Source organism: Gordonia amarae NBRC 15530 (genome assembly GCF_000241345.1).
GTDB lineage: Bacteria > Actinomycetota > Actinomycetes > Mycobacteriales > Mycobacteriaceae > Gordonia > Gordonia amarae.
The window spans coordinates 61,146-78,480 of record NZ_BAED01000004.1; the positions used below are offsets into that span (position 1 = coordinate 61,146).

11 protein-coding genes and 1 pseudogene are annotated in these 17,335 nt (G+C 67.0%); 8 read left to right on the forward strand and 4 right to left on the reverse strand.

The features are described from left to right. Positions 1–8 precede the first annotated feature (8 nt). Positions 9–317 carry a hypothetical protein gene (locus tag GOAMR_RS01500; RefSeq protein WP_005181759.1) on the forward strand — a complete coding sequence of 103 codons (309 nt, stop codon included), beginning with the start codon at positions 9–11 and terminating at the stop codon, positions 315–317. A 5-nt stretch (positions 318–322) separates the two neighbouring features. Here the strand turns inward: GOAMR_RS01500 and GOAMR_RS01505 are convergent, their stop codons facing one another. Then, positions 323–1,204, reverse strand: coding sequence for a PAC2 family protein (locus GOAMR_RS01505; protein WP_005181763.1), 882 nt, complete (start codon positions 1,202–1,204; stop codon positions 323–325). 51 nt (positions 1,205–1,255) lie between these two features. On the opposite strand from GOAMR_RS01505, the gene metH reads away from it, so the two are divergent. The 4 genes and pseudogenes from metH to GOAMR_RS25840 all read left to right on the forward strand — a co-directional run bounded on the left by metH (position 1,256) and on the right by GOAMR_RS25840 (position 7,933). Continuing rightward, on the forward strand, positions 1,256–4,834 hold the full coding sequence (gene metH, locus GOAMR_RS01510) for a methionine synthase (protein WP_005181765.1): 3,579 nt from the start codon (positions 1,256–1,258) through the stop codon (positions 4,832–4,834). A 120-nt stretch (positions 4,835–4,954) separates the two neighbouring features. Continuing rightward, positions 4,955–6,400 (forward strand): putative hexosyltransferase, encoded by a 1,446-nt coding sequence (locus GOAMR_RS01515; protein ID WP_005181768.1) that lies wholly within the window; start codon positions 4,955–4,957, stop codon positions 6,398–6,400. Positions 6,401–6,555: 155 nt separating this feature from the next. Further along, positions 6,556–7,326: pseudogene (locus GOAMR_RS25835) on the forward strand (serine/threonine-protein kinase); the annotation flags it as partial. Positions 7,327–7,588: 262 nt separating this feature from the next. Further along, the gene (locus tag GOAMR_RS25840) at positions 7,589–7,933 is read left to right on the forward strand and encodes an RCC1 domain-containing protein (RefSeq protein ID WP_373278749.1); all 345 of its coding nucleotides are present in this window, start codon (positions 7,589–7,591) and stop codon (positions 7,931–7,933) included. A 40-nt stretch (positions 7,934–7,973) separates the two neighbouring features. Here GOAMR_RS25840 and GOAMR_RS01520 read toward each other — a convergent pair whose 3' ends face one another. Beyond that, a complete protein-coding gene (locus GOAMR_RS01520; protein WP_138943539.1) occupies positions 7,974–8,309 on the reverse strand; it encodes a hypothetical protein in 336 nt (111 codons plus the stop codon). Between the two features lie 52 nt (positions 8,310–8,361). Next, complete coding sequence (locus GOAMR_RS01525; protein ID WP_005181775.1) at positions 8,362–9,621, reverse strand: threonine/serine exporter family protein; 1,260 nt, start codon at positions 9,619–9,621, stop codon at positions 8,362–8,364. Positions 9,622–9,715: 94 nt separating this feature from the next. Here GOAMR_RS01525 and GOAMR_RS01530 point away from each other — a divergent pair, with 94 nt between their 5' ends. From GOAMR_RS01530 to hisG, 3 genes are read left to right on the forward strand one after another with little or no spacing between them, the layout of a single operon-like run. Next, positions 9,716–10,408 (forward strand): HAD family hydrolase, encoded by a 693-nt coding sequence (locus GOAMR_RS01530; protein WP_244427214.1) that lies wholly within the window; start codon positions 9,716–9,718, stop codon positions 10,406–10,408. A 35-nt stretch (positions 10,409–10,443) separates the two neighbouring features. Continuing rightward, the gene (locus tag GOAMR_RS01535; protein WP_005181787.1) at positions 10,444–10,707 is read left to right on the forward strand and encodes a phosphoribosyl-ATP diphosphatase; all 264 of its coding nucleotides are present in this window, start codon (positions 10,444–10,446) and stop codon (positions 10,705–10,707) included. 55 nt (positions 10,708–10,762) lie between these two features. Continuing rightward, positions 10,763–11,608, forward strand: coding sequence for an ATP phosphoribosyltransferase (hisG, locus tag GOAMR_RS01540; RefSeq protein ID WP_005181789.1), 846 nt, complete (start codon positions 10,763–10,765; stop codon positions 11,606–11,608). 98 nt (positions 11,609–11,706) lie between these two features. Here hisG and GOAMR_RS01545 read toward each other — a convergent pair whose 3' ends face one another. Further along, positions 11,707–17,208 carry an ATP-binding protein gene (locus tag GOAMR_RS01545; protein ID WP_005181792.1) on the reverse strand — a complete coding sequence of 1,834 codons (5,502 nt, stop codon included), beginning with the start codon at positions 17,206–17,208 and terminating at the stop codon, positions 11,707–11,709. Between the last annotated feature and the right edge of the window lie 127 nt (positions 17,209–17,335).

The window sequence follows — 17,335 nt, forward strand, 5'->3', positions numbered from 1 at the left end:
GTGCTCTCGTGGCTCGCGTGAATGAGATCAGCTCCGGCACCAACTCCGGTGTGTGGACCGTCGTCACCCAGACATCGACCTATCTGCTCGATTTCAACGAGATGACGCTGCTGCGGGCACCGGGCGTAGGGGTATCCGACAGCGAGGAATGGGCGGTCAGCAGGCTGCGCCGCGACTCCGAGGACATCCCGCTGCTCGGGGTGCGCACCTGCCGGGTCGGCGAATCGGCCCAGTTCTGGGTCCGGGCCGCCGACGACCCGGACGTGCGCACCTGGCGCATCACCACACCCGTCGAGTCGATCGAGAAGATCGGCTAGACCGATCAGCCCGGGAACGGCCCGGAGTCACCGCGCCGTTTGAGGTACCGCTCGAACTCGGCGGCCAGGGCGTCACCGTCGTACTTGGCCATCAACTCGTCCGGGCTGTCCTCGGCGTCGCCGCGTTCCTCCAGGCCACGGACGTAGTCGGCGATCTCGTCGTCGTCCTCGGTCATCTCGGTGACCGAACGTTCCCATTCCTCCGACTGCTCGGGCAGCGTGCCCAACGGCACCTCGATGTCGAGGACCTCCTCGACGCGGCGCAGCAACGCGATGGTCGCCTTCGGATTGGGCGGAGTGGACACGTAATGCGGCACCGCCGCCCAGAACGACAGCGACGGCAGTCCTTCTTGCACGAACAGGTCCTGCAGCACGCCGGTGATGCCGGTCGGCCCCTCGTACCGGCTTTCGGCGAGGTTGTAGCGGGTGGCCGATTCGCTGCTGTAGGCGGCGCCGGTCACCGGCACCGGCCGGGTGTGGGGAGTGTCGGCGAGCAGCGCGCCCAGCATCACAGTCACCTCGATACCCAGGGCGCGGGCGACGTCGACGATCTCGGCGCAGAACGCGCGCCAGCGCATGTTGGGTTCGATGCCGCGGATGATCACGATGTCACGATCGGATCCGTCGGGACTGCAGTAGGAGATCGACGTGGTCGGCCAGTCGATTCGCCTGGTCACCCCGTCGACCTGCTTTACCGTGGGCCGGTTGACCTGGTAGTCGTAGTAGTCATCCCCGTCGATTTCGACGAGATGTTCGGCGTCCCAGTTGAGTGCAAGGTGCTCAACCGCGCCACTCGCGGCGTCCCCCGCATCGTTCCATCCCTCGAATGCGGCAATCAGGACCGGACGGCGGAGCCGGGGAAGGTTCGACAGTTGCTCAGCGTTCACTGATCCAGCCTACGACCGAACCGCAATGAAGGGCGAACTAAGCTGTCAACCATGTCCTATCGCAAATCTCACGCAACCGAACAGGCCGGATACGATTCATCCTTCCTGTCGGCCATGTCCCGCCGAGTGCTGATCGGCGACGGTGCGATGGGCACGATGCTCCAAGCTGCGGATTTGACCCTCGACGATTTCAACGGCCTCGAAGGCTGCAACGAGATCCTCAACGACACCCGTCCCGATGTGCTCGCCGGTATCCACCGAGCCTACTTCGAGGCCGGTGCCGATGCCGTCGAAACCAACACCTTCGGCTGCAACCTGTCCAATCTCGGCGACTACGACATCGCCGACCGCATCCGCGAGCTGTCCTACAAGGGCACCGCGATCGCCCGAGGTGTCGCCGACGAGATGGGTGTGTCGGCCGATGGCACCCCGCGTTTCGTGCTCGGCTCCATCGGCCCTGGCACCAAGCTGCCCAGCCTCGGGCACACCACCTTCGAGATCATCCGCAACGCCTACTTCGAGTGCGTGGCCGGAATGCTCGACGGCGGCGCCGACGCGATCCTGGTGGAGACCAGCCAGGACCTGCTGCAGGTCAAGGCGGCGGTGATCGCGGCCCGCCGGGCGATGGCCGAACTGGGCCGGTCCATCCCGATCATCTCCCACGTCACCGTCGAGACCACCGGCACCATGCTGCTCGGATCCGAGATCGGTGCCGCCCTGACCGCGATCGAGCCGCTCGGCGTCGACATGATCGGCCTGAACTGCGCCACCGGCCCCGCCGAGATGAGCGAACACCTGCGGTACCTGTCCAAGCACTCCCGCATCCCGGTGTCGGTGATGCCGAACGCGGGTCTGCCGGTGCTCGGCCCCAACGGCGCCGAGTACCCACTGGCCCCCGACGAACTCGCCGAGGCGCTCAGCGGCTTCGTCAGCGGTTTCGGGCTGGCCTTCGTGGGCGGTTGCTGCGGCACCACCCCCGAACACATCCGGCAGGTCGCCGAGGCGGTGGCGCAGGTCACCCCGGCGGTGCGCGCCCCCGACCACCAGTCGGAAACCTCGTCGCTGTACACGGCGGTGCCGTTCGACCAGGACGCCAGCTTCCTGGTGATCGGGGAACGCACCAACTCCAACGGATCCAAGGCGTTCCGGGAGGCGATGATCGCCGGCGATTACCAGAAGTGCCTGGACGCCGCCAAGGACCAGACCCGCGACGGCGCCCACATGCTCGACCTCAACGTCGACTACGTGGGCCGCGACGGTGCCGCCGACATGACGGCGCTGGCCACCCGCTTCGCCACGTCCTCGACGCTGCCGATCATGATCGACTCCACCGAACCCGACGTCATTCAGGCGGGTCTGGAAGCGCTCGGCGGTCGGTGCGCGGTCAACTCCGTCAACTACGAGGACGGCGACGGCCCCGACTCCCGGTTCGCGCGCATCATGCGGCTGGTCGTCGAGCACGGTGCCGCGGTCGTGGCGCTGACCATCGACGAGGAAGGCCAGGCGCGTACAGCCGACCACAAGGTGCGGATCGCCGAACGCCTCATCGCCGAGATCACCGGCGAGTGGGGCCTGTCGGAGGAGGACATCATCATCGATGCCCTCACCTTCCCGATCTCCACCGGCCAGGAGGAGGTGCGTCGCGACGGGATCGAAACCATCGAGGCCATCCGCCGGCTCAAGGAGGCACATCCGGAGATCCACTTCACCCTGGGTATCTCCAATATCTCGTTCGGCCTGAACCCGGCCGCCCGGCAGGTGCTCAACTCGGTGTTCCTGCACGAATGCGTGCAGGCCGGTCTCGACACCGCGATCGTGCATGCCTCCAAGATCCTGCCGATGGCGCGGATCCCCGACGAACAGCGGACCGTCGCCCTCGACCTGGTCTACAACCGCCGCACCGACGACTACGACCCGCTGCAGAAGCTCATGGAGCTGTTCGAGGGTGTGTCGGCAGCCTCCGCCCGCGAGTCGCGGGCCGCGGAACTGGCGAAACTGCCGCTGTTCGAGCGGCTCGAGCGGCGCATCGTCGACGGTGAACGCAACGGACTGGAGGCCGACCTCGATGAGGCGATGACCACGGTACCGCCACTGAAGATCATCAACGAGACCCTGCTGTCGGGCATGAAGACGGTCGGTGAGCTGTTCGGTTCGGGCCAGATGCAGTTGCCGTTCGTGCTGCAGTCGGCCGAGGTGATGAAAACCGCTGTGGCACACCTGGAACCGCACATGGAGTCCACCGGAGACAGTGGCAAGGGCCGGATCGTGCTGGCCACGGTCAAGGGCGACGTGCACGACATCGGCAAGAACCTCGTCGACATCATCCTGTCCAACAACGGCTACGAGGTCGTCAACATCGGTATCAAGCAACCGATTTCGACGATCCTGGAGGTCGCCGAGGACAAGAAGGCCGACGTGATCGGCATGTCGGGTCTGCTGGTGAAGTCCACGGTGGTGATGAAGGAGAACCTCGAGGAGATCAACTCGCGGGGTCTGGCCGACACGTACCCGGTGCTGCTCGGCGGTGCCGCCCTCACCCGCGCCTACGTCGAGAACGATCTCACCGACACCTACGACGGTGACGTGCACTACGCGCGTGACGCCTTCGAGGGCCTGCGGCTGATGGACGACATCATGGCCACCAAACGGGGAGAGGGGCCCGATCCGGACAGCCCGGAGGCGATCGCCGCCGCCAAGAAGGCCGCCGACCGCAAGGCGCGGCACGAGCGGTCCAAGAAGATCGCGGCCAAACGCAAGGCCGCCGAGGTTCCGGTGGAGGTGCCGGCGCGGTCGGATGTGGTGTCCGACAACCAGATCCCGACGCCGCCGTTCTGGGGCACCCGCATCATCAAGGGTGTTCCGGTCGCCGACTACCTGCAGTTGCTCGATGAGCGAGCCCTGTTCCTCGGCCAGTGGGGGCTGCGCGGCACCCGCGGCGGCGACGGACCGTCGTACGAGGATCTGGTCGAATCTGAGGGCCGGCCGCGGCTGCGGCACTGGATCGACCGGCTGTCGACGGAGAACATCCTGCAGCACGCCGCCGTCGTGTACGGGTACTTCCCGGCCGTCAGTGAAGGCGACGCGGTGCACGTGCTCACAGAACCGCGCCCCGATGCCCCGGTGCGGTACACGTTCGAGTTCCCCCGGCAGCAACGCTCCCGGTTCCTGTGCATCGCGGACTTCATCGCCTCCCGCGAATCGGCCGTTGCCGCAGGACATGTCGACGTGCTGCCGTTCCAGCTCGTCACGATGGGGCAGCCGATCGCCGACTTCGCCAACAAGCTGTTCGCCGAGGACGCCTACCGCGACTATCTCGAGGTGCACGGCATCGGTGTGCAGCTCACCGAGGCGCTGGCCGAGTACTGGCATCAGCGGGTGCGCTCGGAACTGTCGTTCGGGGGCGAGGACCCGGAGAACCCCCAGGGCTTCTTCGACCTCGAATACCGTGGTGCCCGTTTCTCGTTCGGGTACGGTGCCTGCCCCGACCTCGACGACCGCGCCAAGATGATCGACCTGCTCGAACCCGAGCGGATCGGCGTGACGCTGTCGGAGGAACTGCAGTTGCATCCCGAACAGTCCACCGACGCGTTCGTCCTGCACCACCCCGAAGCCAAGTACTTCAACACCTAGCCACCCGTTATGTGGTGGATCGGGACCGTACGTGAGCCCCGATCCACCACAAACGCGGTCAGCAGGAACCACGCAGAGCGCTCCCATCGGGTTCACAGCAACCGCGACGACAGTGGTCTCATGACGTCTGCAACTCTTGTGCGTTCCGACGGTGATCCGGTGGACTCCGACGACCGGACCGGGCCACCGGGAACAACGCCCCGATGGCTGCGCTGGTCGGTGCTCGGGGCGATCATCGTCGTCGCCCTGGTGATCCGCCGGCACTACCTCGACATCGAAACCCTCGACTACCGGGCGTTCCTGAGCCGCTGGTACGGGGTGCTCGACGCCCAGGGTATCGATGCGTTCAAGGAACGTTTCGCTGACTACAACTATCCGTACCTGTATCTGATCTGGATCCTCACCGCGCTCAACATCCCCGCGCTCGTGGGGATCAAGGCGATCTCGATCGTCTTCGATTTCGTGCTGGCATTCTTCGCCTACCGGATCGTGGCGCTGCGCACCGATCGGTTCTCGTTGCGGGCGTTGGCTTTCGGTGTGATGATCCTGCTGCCGTCGGTGATCGCCAACAGTGCCTGGTGGGGTCAGGCCGACGGGATCTATTCGGCGTTCGTGCTCGGCGGGATCTACTTCCTCCTGCGGGCGCAGCACGGCGGGATCGGCCGGTCACGGTACCTGTGGAACTCGGTGTGGGCGTGCGCGTTCTTCGGTCTGGCGCTGTCGTTCAAACTGCAGGCGATCTTCGTGCTGCCGGTGCTGGCCTGGCTGCTGCTGCGCGGCAGGCTGCCCTGGCAGTCGCTGTTGGCGATTCCGGCGGTGTTCGCGCTGACGGAGGTGCCCGCGCTGATCGCGGGGGCACCGCTGCACGACGTGCTGACGGTGTACCTGGATCAGACCGGGTCGTATAAGAAGCTCACCCTCGGCGCGGCCAACCTGTACCAGCTCGTCTCCATCGACGGGGACGCCACCTGGCTGGCCCACGCCGGCATCGCGGCGGCCGGCGTCATCGTCGTGGCCTTCCTGGCGTGGTCGGTGTGGAAGAGGCCGGCGGTCACCCCGGCGTCGATCCTGGCCGTGGCGACGGCGAGCGCGGTGATCGTGCCGTTCCTGTTGCCGGCCATGCACGACCGCTACTTCTACACCGCCGAGGTACTCAGCGTGGTGCTGGCGTTCTACCTACCGCTGCGATTCGTCGTCATCCCGGTGCTGATCCAGCTCGCGGCGATCGGTGTCTATCACACGTCGCTGAGCGGTGACCAGGGGATGGGCGGTCCTGGAGGCGGTGGCTTCGGGGGCGGTCAGGGCGGTCCCGGCCGCACGGGTTCCGGTATCTCCGATGCGGCGGGCAACACCGCCGGCGCGGGAACCGGCGGAACCGGCAACGGACCGAGCGCAGGACCCGGAGGCGGAGGTCAGGGTGGTGGCCCGGGCGGCGGGGGACCCGGCGGCGGCAACGACGGCTACACGTCGGGCCGCGGCGACAGCACACTCGTGATGTGTGCCACCGCGATGGGTCTGTCCGCGCTGACCCTGGTGTACGCGGTCGCCCACACGTTCAGGAAATAGTACCCGCCGACACGTGGCGGATCGTGGCCCTGAATGAGCTCCGATCCGCCACATACCGCGAGATCGAGTTGCCGCTGGGAACCGGAGACTTCGGCTGAGATGGTTCATGCCATGATGGGCGGGTGACGTCAGGGGGGGTGGCGGTGACGAGTTCGGTGGCTGCTGGAGACATTTTCGCCGGGTATCGGATTGAGCGCCGGATCGGTGCGGGCGGTATGGGTGAGGTGTTTCTTGCCGAGCATCCGAGGCTTCCCCGCAAAGATGCGCTCAAGCTGCTCTCACCTGGGATCCGTGGTGACGGCGATTTCCGGCGCCGCTTCGTCCGGGAAGCAGAACTGTCGGCCGGCCTTCGGCATCCGCATATCGTTCCGATCTACGACTGCGGAGATGTGGACGGCCGGTTATGGATCTCCATGGCCTATATCGAGGGGCCCGATGCCGGTACGCTGGCATCGAGCTACGAGAACCGTTTCATGCCAACAGAGTTGGTGATCGACATCACCAATGCGATCGCTGGGGCTCTGGACTACGCACATGAGCGGGGTTTGTTGCACCGCGATGTCAAGCCCGGGAACATCCTGGTCGACGAGAGTTCGCGTCCGCAGGCTTACCTTGCAGATTTCGGCATTGCCAGACCTCAGGACGACAACCTGGGATTGACCGCCACCGGCGGATTCATCGGAAGCGTCCCGTATTGTGCTCCCGAGCAGTTCGATGACCCACGAACGTTGACCGCCGCCGTCGATCAGTATCAACTCGCCTGTACCGCGTTCGAGCTTCTTACCGGCGCACCACCTTTCGGGTCACCAGAGCCACTTGCGGCAATGCGGCAGCATTTGACCGCGGATCCACCTGATCCGGGGTATCGGCGGCCGGGACTGCCCCATACCCTTGCAGGGGTGTTCAGACGGGCCCTCGCCAAGGACCCTTCGCATCGTTACCCGACCTGTGCGGATTTCGCCGATGCCCTGGCCGAATCGCTCCGATCAGCATCCGTGCCCGAAGGAGCCCGACAGGCGCCGAACGATTGGGGAAGACTCGGTTTGCCGGTGGTCGGGAGCCTCACGGATACTGGCGATCGACCGGAAGAACCCAACCCAGGCCGCCGCGAAGTGCTCGGGCAGTCGTCGGCAATCGACCAACACCCCGGGCCGGCGCGGAATCACCGCCTCCGCGTCCGGAAAGTCGATGACAGGGTTTACCAGTTGCGCGATCGCCGGTGGGCTGTACTGCTGGGGATTCAGCGACGACGGGCAGGACAACGACACGGAGTCGCCGACGCGGGTCGGCGGACTGTCACAGCCCGAAGCTGTTGCCACGAGTCACGGCACCTCTTGTGCCATTTCCGGCGGCGGACTGTACTGCTGGGGGAGCAACGACTACGGGGAGATCGGGGATGGGACGAATATCTACCGGCCGGCTCCCACCCGGGTTCCAGGAATATCGGGTGTGACCGCGGTGTCCACGAACTCCTCGATGACATGCGCGGTGGCAGACGGCAAAGTCTATTGCTGGGGTGACGGCCGCCTATGAGGATCCGGCGATCACGGGCGGTCACCAACCGGGAAATCGGTCAGCTGGTGAACAGCAATCCCAGGGCGATCACTCCGAGTGCGGTGATCACACCCACGATGGCGGCGAGCGACTTCACCACCGCTGTGCGCCGGGTGACCAGTGTGCCGAGAGCCAGGACCAGGACCGCGGCGCCGATTCCGACCGGGATCAGGGCCTGCAGCTGCCAGGCCGTGCAGTCGCTGTCATCGAAATCATCGGTGCACATGCCGCTCAGGCCGAGAAACAGCAGCGACACCAATGCGCTGACACCGAAGAGCAACGAACCGGCAAGCACGGTCACCACACGCAACGTGACCACGACAGGTGGTGGTTTCACCGGCGGGTGACCTGACATGACCCGATGCTAGTACCAGCCCGCGCGGTGTCGTCCACGCAAATGGGTGGGGTCAGGGCTGCGCAGGCAGGCGGAGCAGCCGTTGGGTGAGGAACGCGCCGAACGCGACGCCGGTGCCCAGCGCCACACAGATGGTCGCCGCGCTGCCGAACTGGGCGGCGCCCGACTGCCCGCCCATCTGAAGCAGGATCCCCGAGACGACGGCGATGCCGGGCAGCAGGGCGCCGGTGATCCCCATCAGCGCGAACACATGCTGCGGGTATCCGGTGCGGCGGGCCATGACCATCGACACCGCACCCAGGACGATCGCGGCGCCCGCGTTGGCCCACAGGGTGTTGAACCCGGCTGCCACCGACAACGCCTGATTCGCAGCCCCGGTGATCACTCCGATGACGGTCGCCGGGACCAGGAGCTTGAGCCACCCGCCGTTGGCGAGGGCATTGCCGATCGCCCCGAGTGCGGAGAACACCAACGCGAAGTACCAGGGCAGCCCGGGCAGTTCATCGAGCAGCGGATGCTCCATGTGCAGGAGCTCGCCGAGCTGGAAGGTGAGCGCACCGCCGATCGTGATACCGAGCCCGGTGACCGCGACACTACCGGTGCGGGTGACCGCGGTGAGGTAGTCGGCGTCGATGATGTCATTCATCGCCCCGATGATCTGCGGCAACGGGATCAGCAGCAGCCAGTTCACCGCGATGGCCGCCGCCGCACCCACCGGGTCGACGGCACCGGCCTTCACGAGCACGGTCGCGACTGCGCCGGCAACCGAACTCTGCACGGCGATGGTGAACAGATGCGGCAGATGAAGGCGGCCCAGAAGCTGCCCGGCGAGAGCGGTGACGACCTGAACGGCGCTTGCCGTCACCCACGCCTGCCAGCCAACGCCCAGCTGCATGGCGATCACGAACGCCAGCAACGTGGTGCCGACGGTGACCGCCCACCACGGCGCGACGGCGGCACGCAGGTCCCGGACCTCCTGACGCAGGTCGTCGAGGCGGTCCGCTGCCTGATCGCCGGCATCACGGAGGCGTGCGGCAAGCCGGTGCAGTCGCAACGACCGTCCACAGTCGATGAGGTCGAGGGCGTCGGCGCACGTGGTGACGGTGACGTTGGAACCGTCGGGCAGATGCGCCTCGACGATCACCACCCGTCCGACAGTGGTGCAGTGGAACCCGTCGAGACCCAGCGCCTGTGCGTCATCCGAAAGCACCTGCTTGGTGCTCCACCCGGACTGGCCGGACTCCAGGAAGCCACACGCCAGGTCGGCGAGCAACCCGAGACGATCACGGATCTGGGTGGGAGTGGTCTCCATGGCAGGCAAGAGTAAGGCGCCCGGCAGGCCAATCGGCGTCACGGTGACCGGCATGTTTGGGAACACCACGGCCATCTCGGGGATGATGGGGCAGATGAGCACCGCACCCGTGGCACCGGCCGCCATCCTGTGGGACATGGACGGCACCTTGCTGGACTCCGAACCGATCTGGGACATCGCGGTCGAGGAGTTCACGCTGCGGCACGGCATCACGATGAGCCCGGCTCTGCGTGAATCGACCCTCGGCAACTCGCTGCCCGACGCCATCGGCAAGGTGCACGACGCCGCCGACCTCGCCCCCGGCGACCGTGACCTCGCCGGGGACAGCCGGTGGATCATCGACCGGGTGAAGGTGCTGTTCGGCGAGGGACTGCCGTGGCGGCCCGGTGCCGCGGAGATCCTCGATCTGCTCGTCGACCTCGAGATCCCGTCGGTGCTGGTCACCAACACGATCCGCGAACTCACCGAGGTGGCGCTCGACACCCTCGGCAGGCACCGGTTCACCGCCACCGTCTGCTCTGACGAGGTAGCCGCCGGCAAACCACAGCCGTTCCCGTATCTGCGTGCCGCCGAACTGGCCGGCCGGCACCCCGGCGAATGCCTGGCCGTCGAGGACTCCCCGACAGGGACCGTCGCCGCCACCACCGCGGGCTGCCCGACGCTGGTGATCCCGTCGGCGGTCCCCATCCCGAAGGGGGCGCTGCGCAGCTTCCGGACGACGCTGACCGGCATCACGTTCGACGATCTGGTCACCGCCTGGACCGGCGAACATCAGCATATCCATTAGGACCGGTCACCGGCGGCGTGGAAGAATAGCGCCCCGTGAAGACATTCGAGGAGCTGTTCGCCGAACTCAGTGACAAGGCCGTCAGCCGCCCCGAGGGGAGCGGCACCGTCGCCGCCCTCGACTCCGGAATCCACACCCTGGGCAAGAAGATCATCGAAGAGGCCGGTGAGGTGTGGCTGGCCGCCGAACACGAATCCGACGAGTCGCTCGGTGAGGAGATCTCCCAGCTCGTGTACTGGCTGCAGGTGATGATGATCAAACGCGGACTGACCCTCGACGACGTTTACCGACATCTGTGAACCGATAGGCCCCAACACCTTTCACAGTCCCACCTCGTCAAAGGATCTACCCACCATGTTGCGTGTGGCAGTGCCCAACAAGGGCTCCCTCAGCGAATCCGCCTCGGCAGTGCTTGCCGAGGCCGGCTACCGGAAACGTTCCGACAGCAAAGACCTCACGGTTCTCGACAACACCAACGATGTCGAGTTCTTCTTCCTACGGCCCAAGGACATCGCCATCTACGTCGGCCAGGGCACCCTGGACCTGGGCATCACCGGCCGCGACCTCGCCGGCGATTCCGGCGCCGCCGTCGACGAACAGATCTCGATGGGATTCGGGTCGTCCACGTTCCGCTATGCCGCCCCGGCCGGGCAGGAATGGACCGTTGATGATCTCGCCGGCAAGCGGATCGCCACCTCGTACCCCAACCTGGTACGCCGCGACCTCGCCGACCGCGGTTTCACCGCCGAGATCATCCGCCTCGACGGTGCCGTCGAGATCTCGATCCAGCTCGGTGTGGCCGACGCCATCGCCGACGTCGTCGGCTCCGGACGCACCCTGCGTCAACATGGGCTCGTCGCGTTCGGTGACACACTGTGCGACTCGGAGGCGGTGCTGATCTCCCGTGCCGGCGTCGAACCGGATAAGGCGGCACGCCAGTTCATCGCCCGCGTGCAGGGCGTGGTGATCGGCCAGCAGTACGTGATGATCGACTACGACTGCCCCCGCTCACTTCTCGAACAGGCCTCGGCGATCACCCCCGGCATCGAGTCACCGACCGTCGCCCCGATGGCCGATCCCGACTGGGTGGCTGTGCGCGCGATGGTGCCGCGCAAGCAGCACCAGAACCTGATGGACGAGCTGGCCGAACTCGGCGCCAAGGCGATCCTGGCCACCGACATCCGTTCCTGCCGCTTCTGACCGGAAACACCCGACGACGCCCCGTCGACGGTTTCGAGGCTCGTCGCTTGCGCTCCTCACACCTCAACCGACTGGCTGAGGTGTGAGGATCACGAAACTCAGTCGCCCAGCGCGGCGATGATCCGGGGCCGCAGTTCGGCGGCCGGGATCACCGCGTCCACCGAACCGACCTCGACGGCGCGGCGGATGCTGTGGATCTTGTCGAACTCCGCGGCCACCTCACCGAGCTTCTCGGCCCGCACCGACGACCGCATGTCCTCCAGGTCGGCCTCGAGCAGGGTGCGTTCGGCGCCCTCGGCGTTCTCGGTGCGGGTCCGCAGTTCCTGTACCCGCGGATCGGCGGCGGTCCGGTGCGACACCTCGCCGCCGAACACCGCGGCCGCGGCCGGGGCACCACCGAGGACCGACGCGAACGAACCGTCGACGGCCAGCACCGTCATCCGCGGATTGAGCGTCTTGGAGAACACCACGAACGCACCGCCGTGGTAGCGCGAGATCACACAGAACGCGATGGGGCCGTCGAAATTGACGATGGCCCTGCCGATCTCGGCGCCGTACTCCAACTGCAGCTTGCGCATCGACTCCGGTGAACCGTCGAAGCCCGACAGGTTGGCCAGCACCACCAGCGGCCGGTTGCCGCTCGCTGCGTTGATGGCCCGGGCCGTCTTCTTCGACGAGTTGGGGAACAGCGTGCCCGCGGTGTAGGTGTCCGGACCGTCCGACGGCGGGAAACCGGTGCGCGGCACGGCCTTCGACTCGATACCGATGAGACACACGGGCTTACCGGCCAGGTGGGCGTCGGTGACCACCGACGTCTCCGCATCCGCCATGTCCGCCCAGCGCTCGAGCACCGGATGATCCTGGTCGGCCACGGCGCGCATCACTGTGCGGATATCGAACGGCTTCTTGCGGTCCGGGTTGGCGGTAGCCGAGAAGATGTCGCCGACGGTGGTGAAATCGCTGCCGGCCAGCACATGCGGGAACCCGCTGACGTCGCGGTCGGACGGGTCGGCGGTGACTGCGCTGCGCGGTGTGCTCTCGCCGGGGACCACATAGGTGTGGTCGTAGTGCGACATCAGGATGTCGCGGGCCGCGGTGAGATTCGGGGCCCAGTACTGGGCCTGACCGTTGGGTCCCATCACGCGGTCGTAGCCGCCGATGCCGAAGTTGTCCTCCGCGGACACACCGCCCGAGAAGTCGAGCGCCTGCTTGCCGGTGAGCACCATCGCCGACTCAGGCGTCATCACCAGGATGCCCTTGGTGTGCATCAGCATCGTCGCCTCGGCGTTCCAGTACGGTTGTGCGCCGACATTGATGCCCGCGACAACGATGTTGATCTCGCGGCCGTCCTGGGTGAACTCGACGATCTTCTTGAGGGCCGCGGCCACCCAGTCCATGTTCTCGGTGCCCGATTCCATCGACACCCGGGCGCCCGCCGACAGCGAATACCATTCCAGTGGAATGTTGCGCTCCTCGGCCAGTTCCAGGGCGGCGATGACCCGGCGGCATTCCTGCTCGGACAGTGCGCCGAGCGCCTTGGTCGGGTCGCCGAGCAGCACCACACGGGTGATGCCGTCGGGGTACTTGGCTGTGGCGGTGGTCACCAGACCGGCGACGATCGCGGCCTTGTTGAGGCCCTTCGGCCGGTCCACCGGGACCAGGGTGCCGTCGTCGGCCAGATCGTGCTCGGTGAAATCACCCAGCAGATCCACCAGCTCGTACGGGTAGACGTTGCCGCGGGCGGCGGCACGCAGCACCTTCTGCCGGTAGGCGTCGATGGGCTCGACCGGTTCCCCGATCGGGATGTCGTACTCGACGACGGCATTGCCGGCCGCGTCGAAGCTCAGGTGGATCGCCGTCTTGACCAGCTCACCGGTCTCCTCGTCCGGCCTGCGGCCGATGATGAGGATCTCCTCCAGACCCGCACCCGCCGTGGTGGGCAGCACGCGGTCGGCGATGCCCTGCAGCTCGGCGGCGGTGGCGGTGATCGGCGGCCACACGTACAGCACCATGCGGTTGGTGCTGAACCGGGTGGCCGCGGGACGCCGGGCGTGGGCACGGCGGATCGAGTCCAGGCAGGTGGCGATGGTCCGCTCGGCGGTCGGGTAGACGAGCAGGTTGGCGTCCTGATCTCGGAGCGGGGTCAGGTCGCGGACCTGGGCAAATGCAATCAGCCGGTCGTCGGAGGGGTTCTCCTTGGCGACGGCGCGGAACAGGTAGATCTCTTCGTCGTCGGTGGACCGCAGCCGCGTGAGATCGAACTTGTGCAGCCGCTCCATCTGCATGCGCTGGGCGATATGCGGGTGCAGACCACGGATCAGCCGGTCCTCGGTGAGTCCCGACAGTGACGGCCGGAACGTGAAGTGATGGTGCATCACGGTGCTGCCGGTACCCGCGACCGTGGCGGTGATCCGTTGCAGCTGCTCGGGAATCGGGCGTGCCGACACGATCTCGTGCAGCGCGGCCACCATCTCGTCGAAGGACGCGGGCTGGCGTTCCCAGCTGAGGTAGATGTCGGCGACAACCGGAACCGAACTCGACGAGGCGAGTTCGATGAGGCCGCGGACAGCGGCATCGAGAGCGCCGTAGTTGACGGCGACCGAGGCGACGGTGACGTTCTGGCGGTCGGCGACCACGACGTTGCATCCGGCGATGTCGCGGACCCGCAGGTCGGTCAGTCCCTTGTTGCCGTAGTAGCGGCGGGTGAGGACCTCGAGCATCGGCGAGTTGTCGTAGTTGCCGCGGGCCAGGCGCTGGGCGAGCAAGCGTACGAGCGGCTGGGTGCTCGGGACCATCCGCGCGATCCGTTCGGCGCGGTCGGCGGCATCGGGGTGCTGGTCCAGATACAGCAGCGACTTACGCACATCGGTGTACACGCGGGCACGATCACGGCGCAGCACCGGCAGCGCGAACCACGCGTAGGCCACCCCGCGGGCCAGGTCAGCGATCCGGGGGAAGCGGACCTGGGTGACCCCGACGACCCGTTCCAGGGCGACGGCGACCGAACCTGCGATGGCACTGTCCGGCACGGGCTCCTTCAGCCATTCGCGCAGTAGGGTGGTGACCACCCCGACGGTGCCCGGCTGGCGATCGGCCGCATCCGAACGCTGGTGCGCCAGGAAGATCCGGTACACGCTCGATTCCAGCTCGGGGGTGCGGTCGAGTTCGGTGACCCCGTAGTGGCGCAGTGCCTTGGTCAGGGTGCTGCGGAACGACTCGGGCAGGCCGGCGCGTTCGACGTCGAGGCTCCGCAGGTACGTGTGGAAGTACTCACGGGCGCTGTGCACGTGGCCCAGGCCGTCGTCGTCCTCGGTGCTCTGCCGGTACCGGTCCGACGGCCCGATGTTGGTCAGGTCGGCGAGATCGGTGAACACCTCGATGAGGTCGAGTTCGGCGGCGATCTGCCGATGACCGTCGGCGGTGGCGGCGCTACGTGCGGCCACATAATCGTCGACGACGATCTTCCCGTCGTGCGGGCCCGCGTCGTAGCCGAGCAGCAGGCTGCGCAGGTCTTCCTGATGACGGACCAGCAGTTCGTCGGAGCTGCGTCCACCGGCGGTTTCCGGCAGGTCCAGCTCGGCCTGCGTCGACGGCGCCGAATCGGCGCTGTCCTCGTCGTCGCCGTCGGACAGTTCCTCCAGCCGGAGCAGGGGAGCACCGGACTCGACCTGCGAGCCGACGGTCACCACGCAGTCGGTGAGCCGGGCGCGGAACGGTGCCCGCAGCACCGTCTCCATCTTCATGCTCTCCAGGACCAGCACCGGATCACCGGCCTCGACTTCGGCGCCGACCTCCAGCGGGGTGGCGACCACCAGTGCGGGGGCGGGGGCGCGCAGGACACCTCCCTCGTCACGGCTGACGCGGTGGGTGATGCCGTCGACCTCGATCAGGTGGACGGGGCCGTGGGTGCCGGTGGTGACGCGATGGCGGACCCCGTTGACGCGGATCTGGCCCGAGTGGCGGTCGAAGCGGTGCAGATCGATATCGGCGGTCTGGGTCTGGCCGCCGGCGTCGATGCCGATACGGAAGCGGTTGGCGCCGACCCGGGTGGCACGCACCCGGTAGGTCGCACCGCGCAGTTTGAGATCGAGGGGGCGGCCGCTGTGGTGCTGGACCTGGGGCCGCCCGCCGGCGGCGGTGGTGAGCAGGCGATGCTGTTCGGCCTGCTCGTCCTCCTCGTAGATCTCGATCGCCGCGAGCGCGAGCGCGACACCGATGTGCCGGTGGGATACCAGCCGGCCCTCACCGCGGACACGGTCGATCCAGCCGGTGTCGGCGGACCCGTCGATCACCTCGGGCTGATCGAGCAGATCGAGCACGAAGCCCTTGTTGGTGGCGCCGCCCTCGATGATGACGCGGGTCTCGGTCATGGCGCGGCGCAGCCGGCCCATGGCCTGCTCACGGTCCGATCCGTAGGCGATGATCTTGGCGATCATCGAATCGAAGTCGGCGGGGATGGTGTCGCCCTCGCTGACACCGGTGTCTACGCGGACACCGGGGCCCGCGGGCAGGTCGAGCATCGCGATGCGGCCGGGTGCGGGCGCGAAATCGCGGTCCGGGTCCTCGGCATTGAGACGGGCCTCGACGGCGTGTCCGCGTTCGGCGGGCGGGGTGCCCTCGAGCTTGTTGCCGGAGGCCACCCAGATCTGGGCGCGCACCAGGTCGACACCGGTGGTGAGCTCGGTGACCGAATGCTCCACCTGCAGGCGGGTGTTGACCTCCAGGAACGCGAAGAGTTCGTCGCCCGGGTGGTACAGGAACTCGACGGTGGCGGCACCGGAGTAGCCGACGGCCACGGCGAGACGTTCGGCCGATTCCTTGAGCTGGGTGACCTGGTCGGGCCGCAGGACGACGGACGCGGACTCCTCGATGACCTTCTGGTTGCGGCGCTGGATGGAGCAGTCACGCACGCCGAGCGCCCACGCGGTGCCCTGACCGTCGGCGATGACCTGCACCTCGACATGACGTCCACCGGACACCATGCGTTCGAGGAACACGACGCTGCTGCCGAACGACCGCGCGGCCTCCTGCCGGGTCCGCTCGTACGCCTCCACCAGGTCGCTTTCCTGGGTGATGACGCGGATACCGCGACCACCACCACCGGCGGTGGCCTTGAGCATCATCGGGTAGCCGATGGTGTTGGCCGCGGCGATGGCGTCCTCGAGCGTGTCGACGGCGCCGCCGCTCCACGGAGCGACCGGGACACCCACCGACTCGGCGATCTGCTTACCACCGATCTTGTCGCCGAGTTTGCGCATCGCCTCGGGACTCGGTCCGATGAAGGTGACGCCGATCTGGGCGCACAGTTCGGCGAACGCCGGGTCCTCGGCGACGAATCCCCAACCGACCCAGGCGGCTTCGGCGCGGGTCGCGACGAGGGCCTGCTCCAGTGCCTTGAGGTCGATGTACGGGCGCGCCGACGCGGGGCCGAGGTCGTAGGTGATGTCGGCCTCGCGCACAAATGTCGCGTTGCGGTCGACGTCGGTGTAAAGCGCGATCGTCTCGATCGTCGTGCCCGTCTCGGCGGCGAGGTCTCGCACCGCGTGTATCAGTCGCATGGCTGCCTCGCCACGGTTCACGATGGCGATTCTGCTGAACATCGTCTACTCGCTCCATTCCCCACGTCGTCGTCTTACCGGGACAGATCTGTCACCGAACCGGTGGCCGGATGTGACCCTTTGAGTACCCCATTGTGTGGGTGATCCGCGCTACTACCAAGTAGGACCG

What these genes read in the sequence shown, in the direction of transcription:
- metH (WP_005181765.1), top strand. Translation starts at nt 1,256, where the DNA reads ATGTCCTATCGCAAATCTCACGCAACCGAACAGGCCGGATACGATTCA.
- GOAMR_RS01515 (WP_005181768.1), top strand. Translation starts at nt 4,955, where the DNA reads ATGACGTCTGCAACTCTTGTGCGTTCCGACGGTGATCCGGTGGACTCC.
- GOAMR_RS25840 (WP_373278749.1), top strand. Translation starts at nt 7,589, where the DNA reads ATGACAGGGTTTACCAGTTGCGCGATCGCCGGTGGGCTGTACTGCTGG.
- GOAMR_RS01520 (WP_138943539.1), bottom strand. Translation starts at nt 8,309, where the DNA reads ATGTCAGGTCACCCGCCGGTGAAACCACCACCTGTCGTGGTCACGTTG.
- GOAMR_RS01525 (WP_005181775.1), bottom strand. Translation starts at nt 9,621, where the DNA reads ATGGAGACCACTCCCACCCAGATCCGTGATCGTCTCGGGTTGCTCGCC.
- GOAMR_RS01530 (WP_244427214.1), top strand. Translation starts at nt 9,716, where the DNA reads ATGAGCACCGCACCCGTGGCACCGGCCGCCATCCTGTGGGACATGGAC.
- hisG (WP_005181789.1), top strand. Translation starts at nt 10,763, where the DNA reads ATGTTGCGTGTGGCAGTGCCCAACAAGGGCTCCCTCAGCGAATCCGCC.
- GOAMR_RS01545 (WP_005181792.1), bottom strand. Translation starts at nt 17,208, where the DNA reads ATGTTCAGCAGAATCGCCATCGTGAACCGTGGCGAGGCAGCCATGCGA.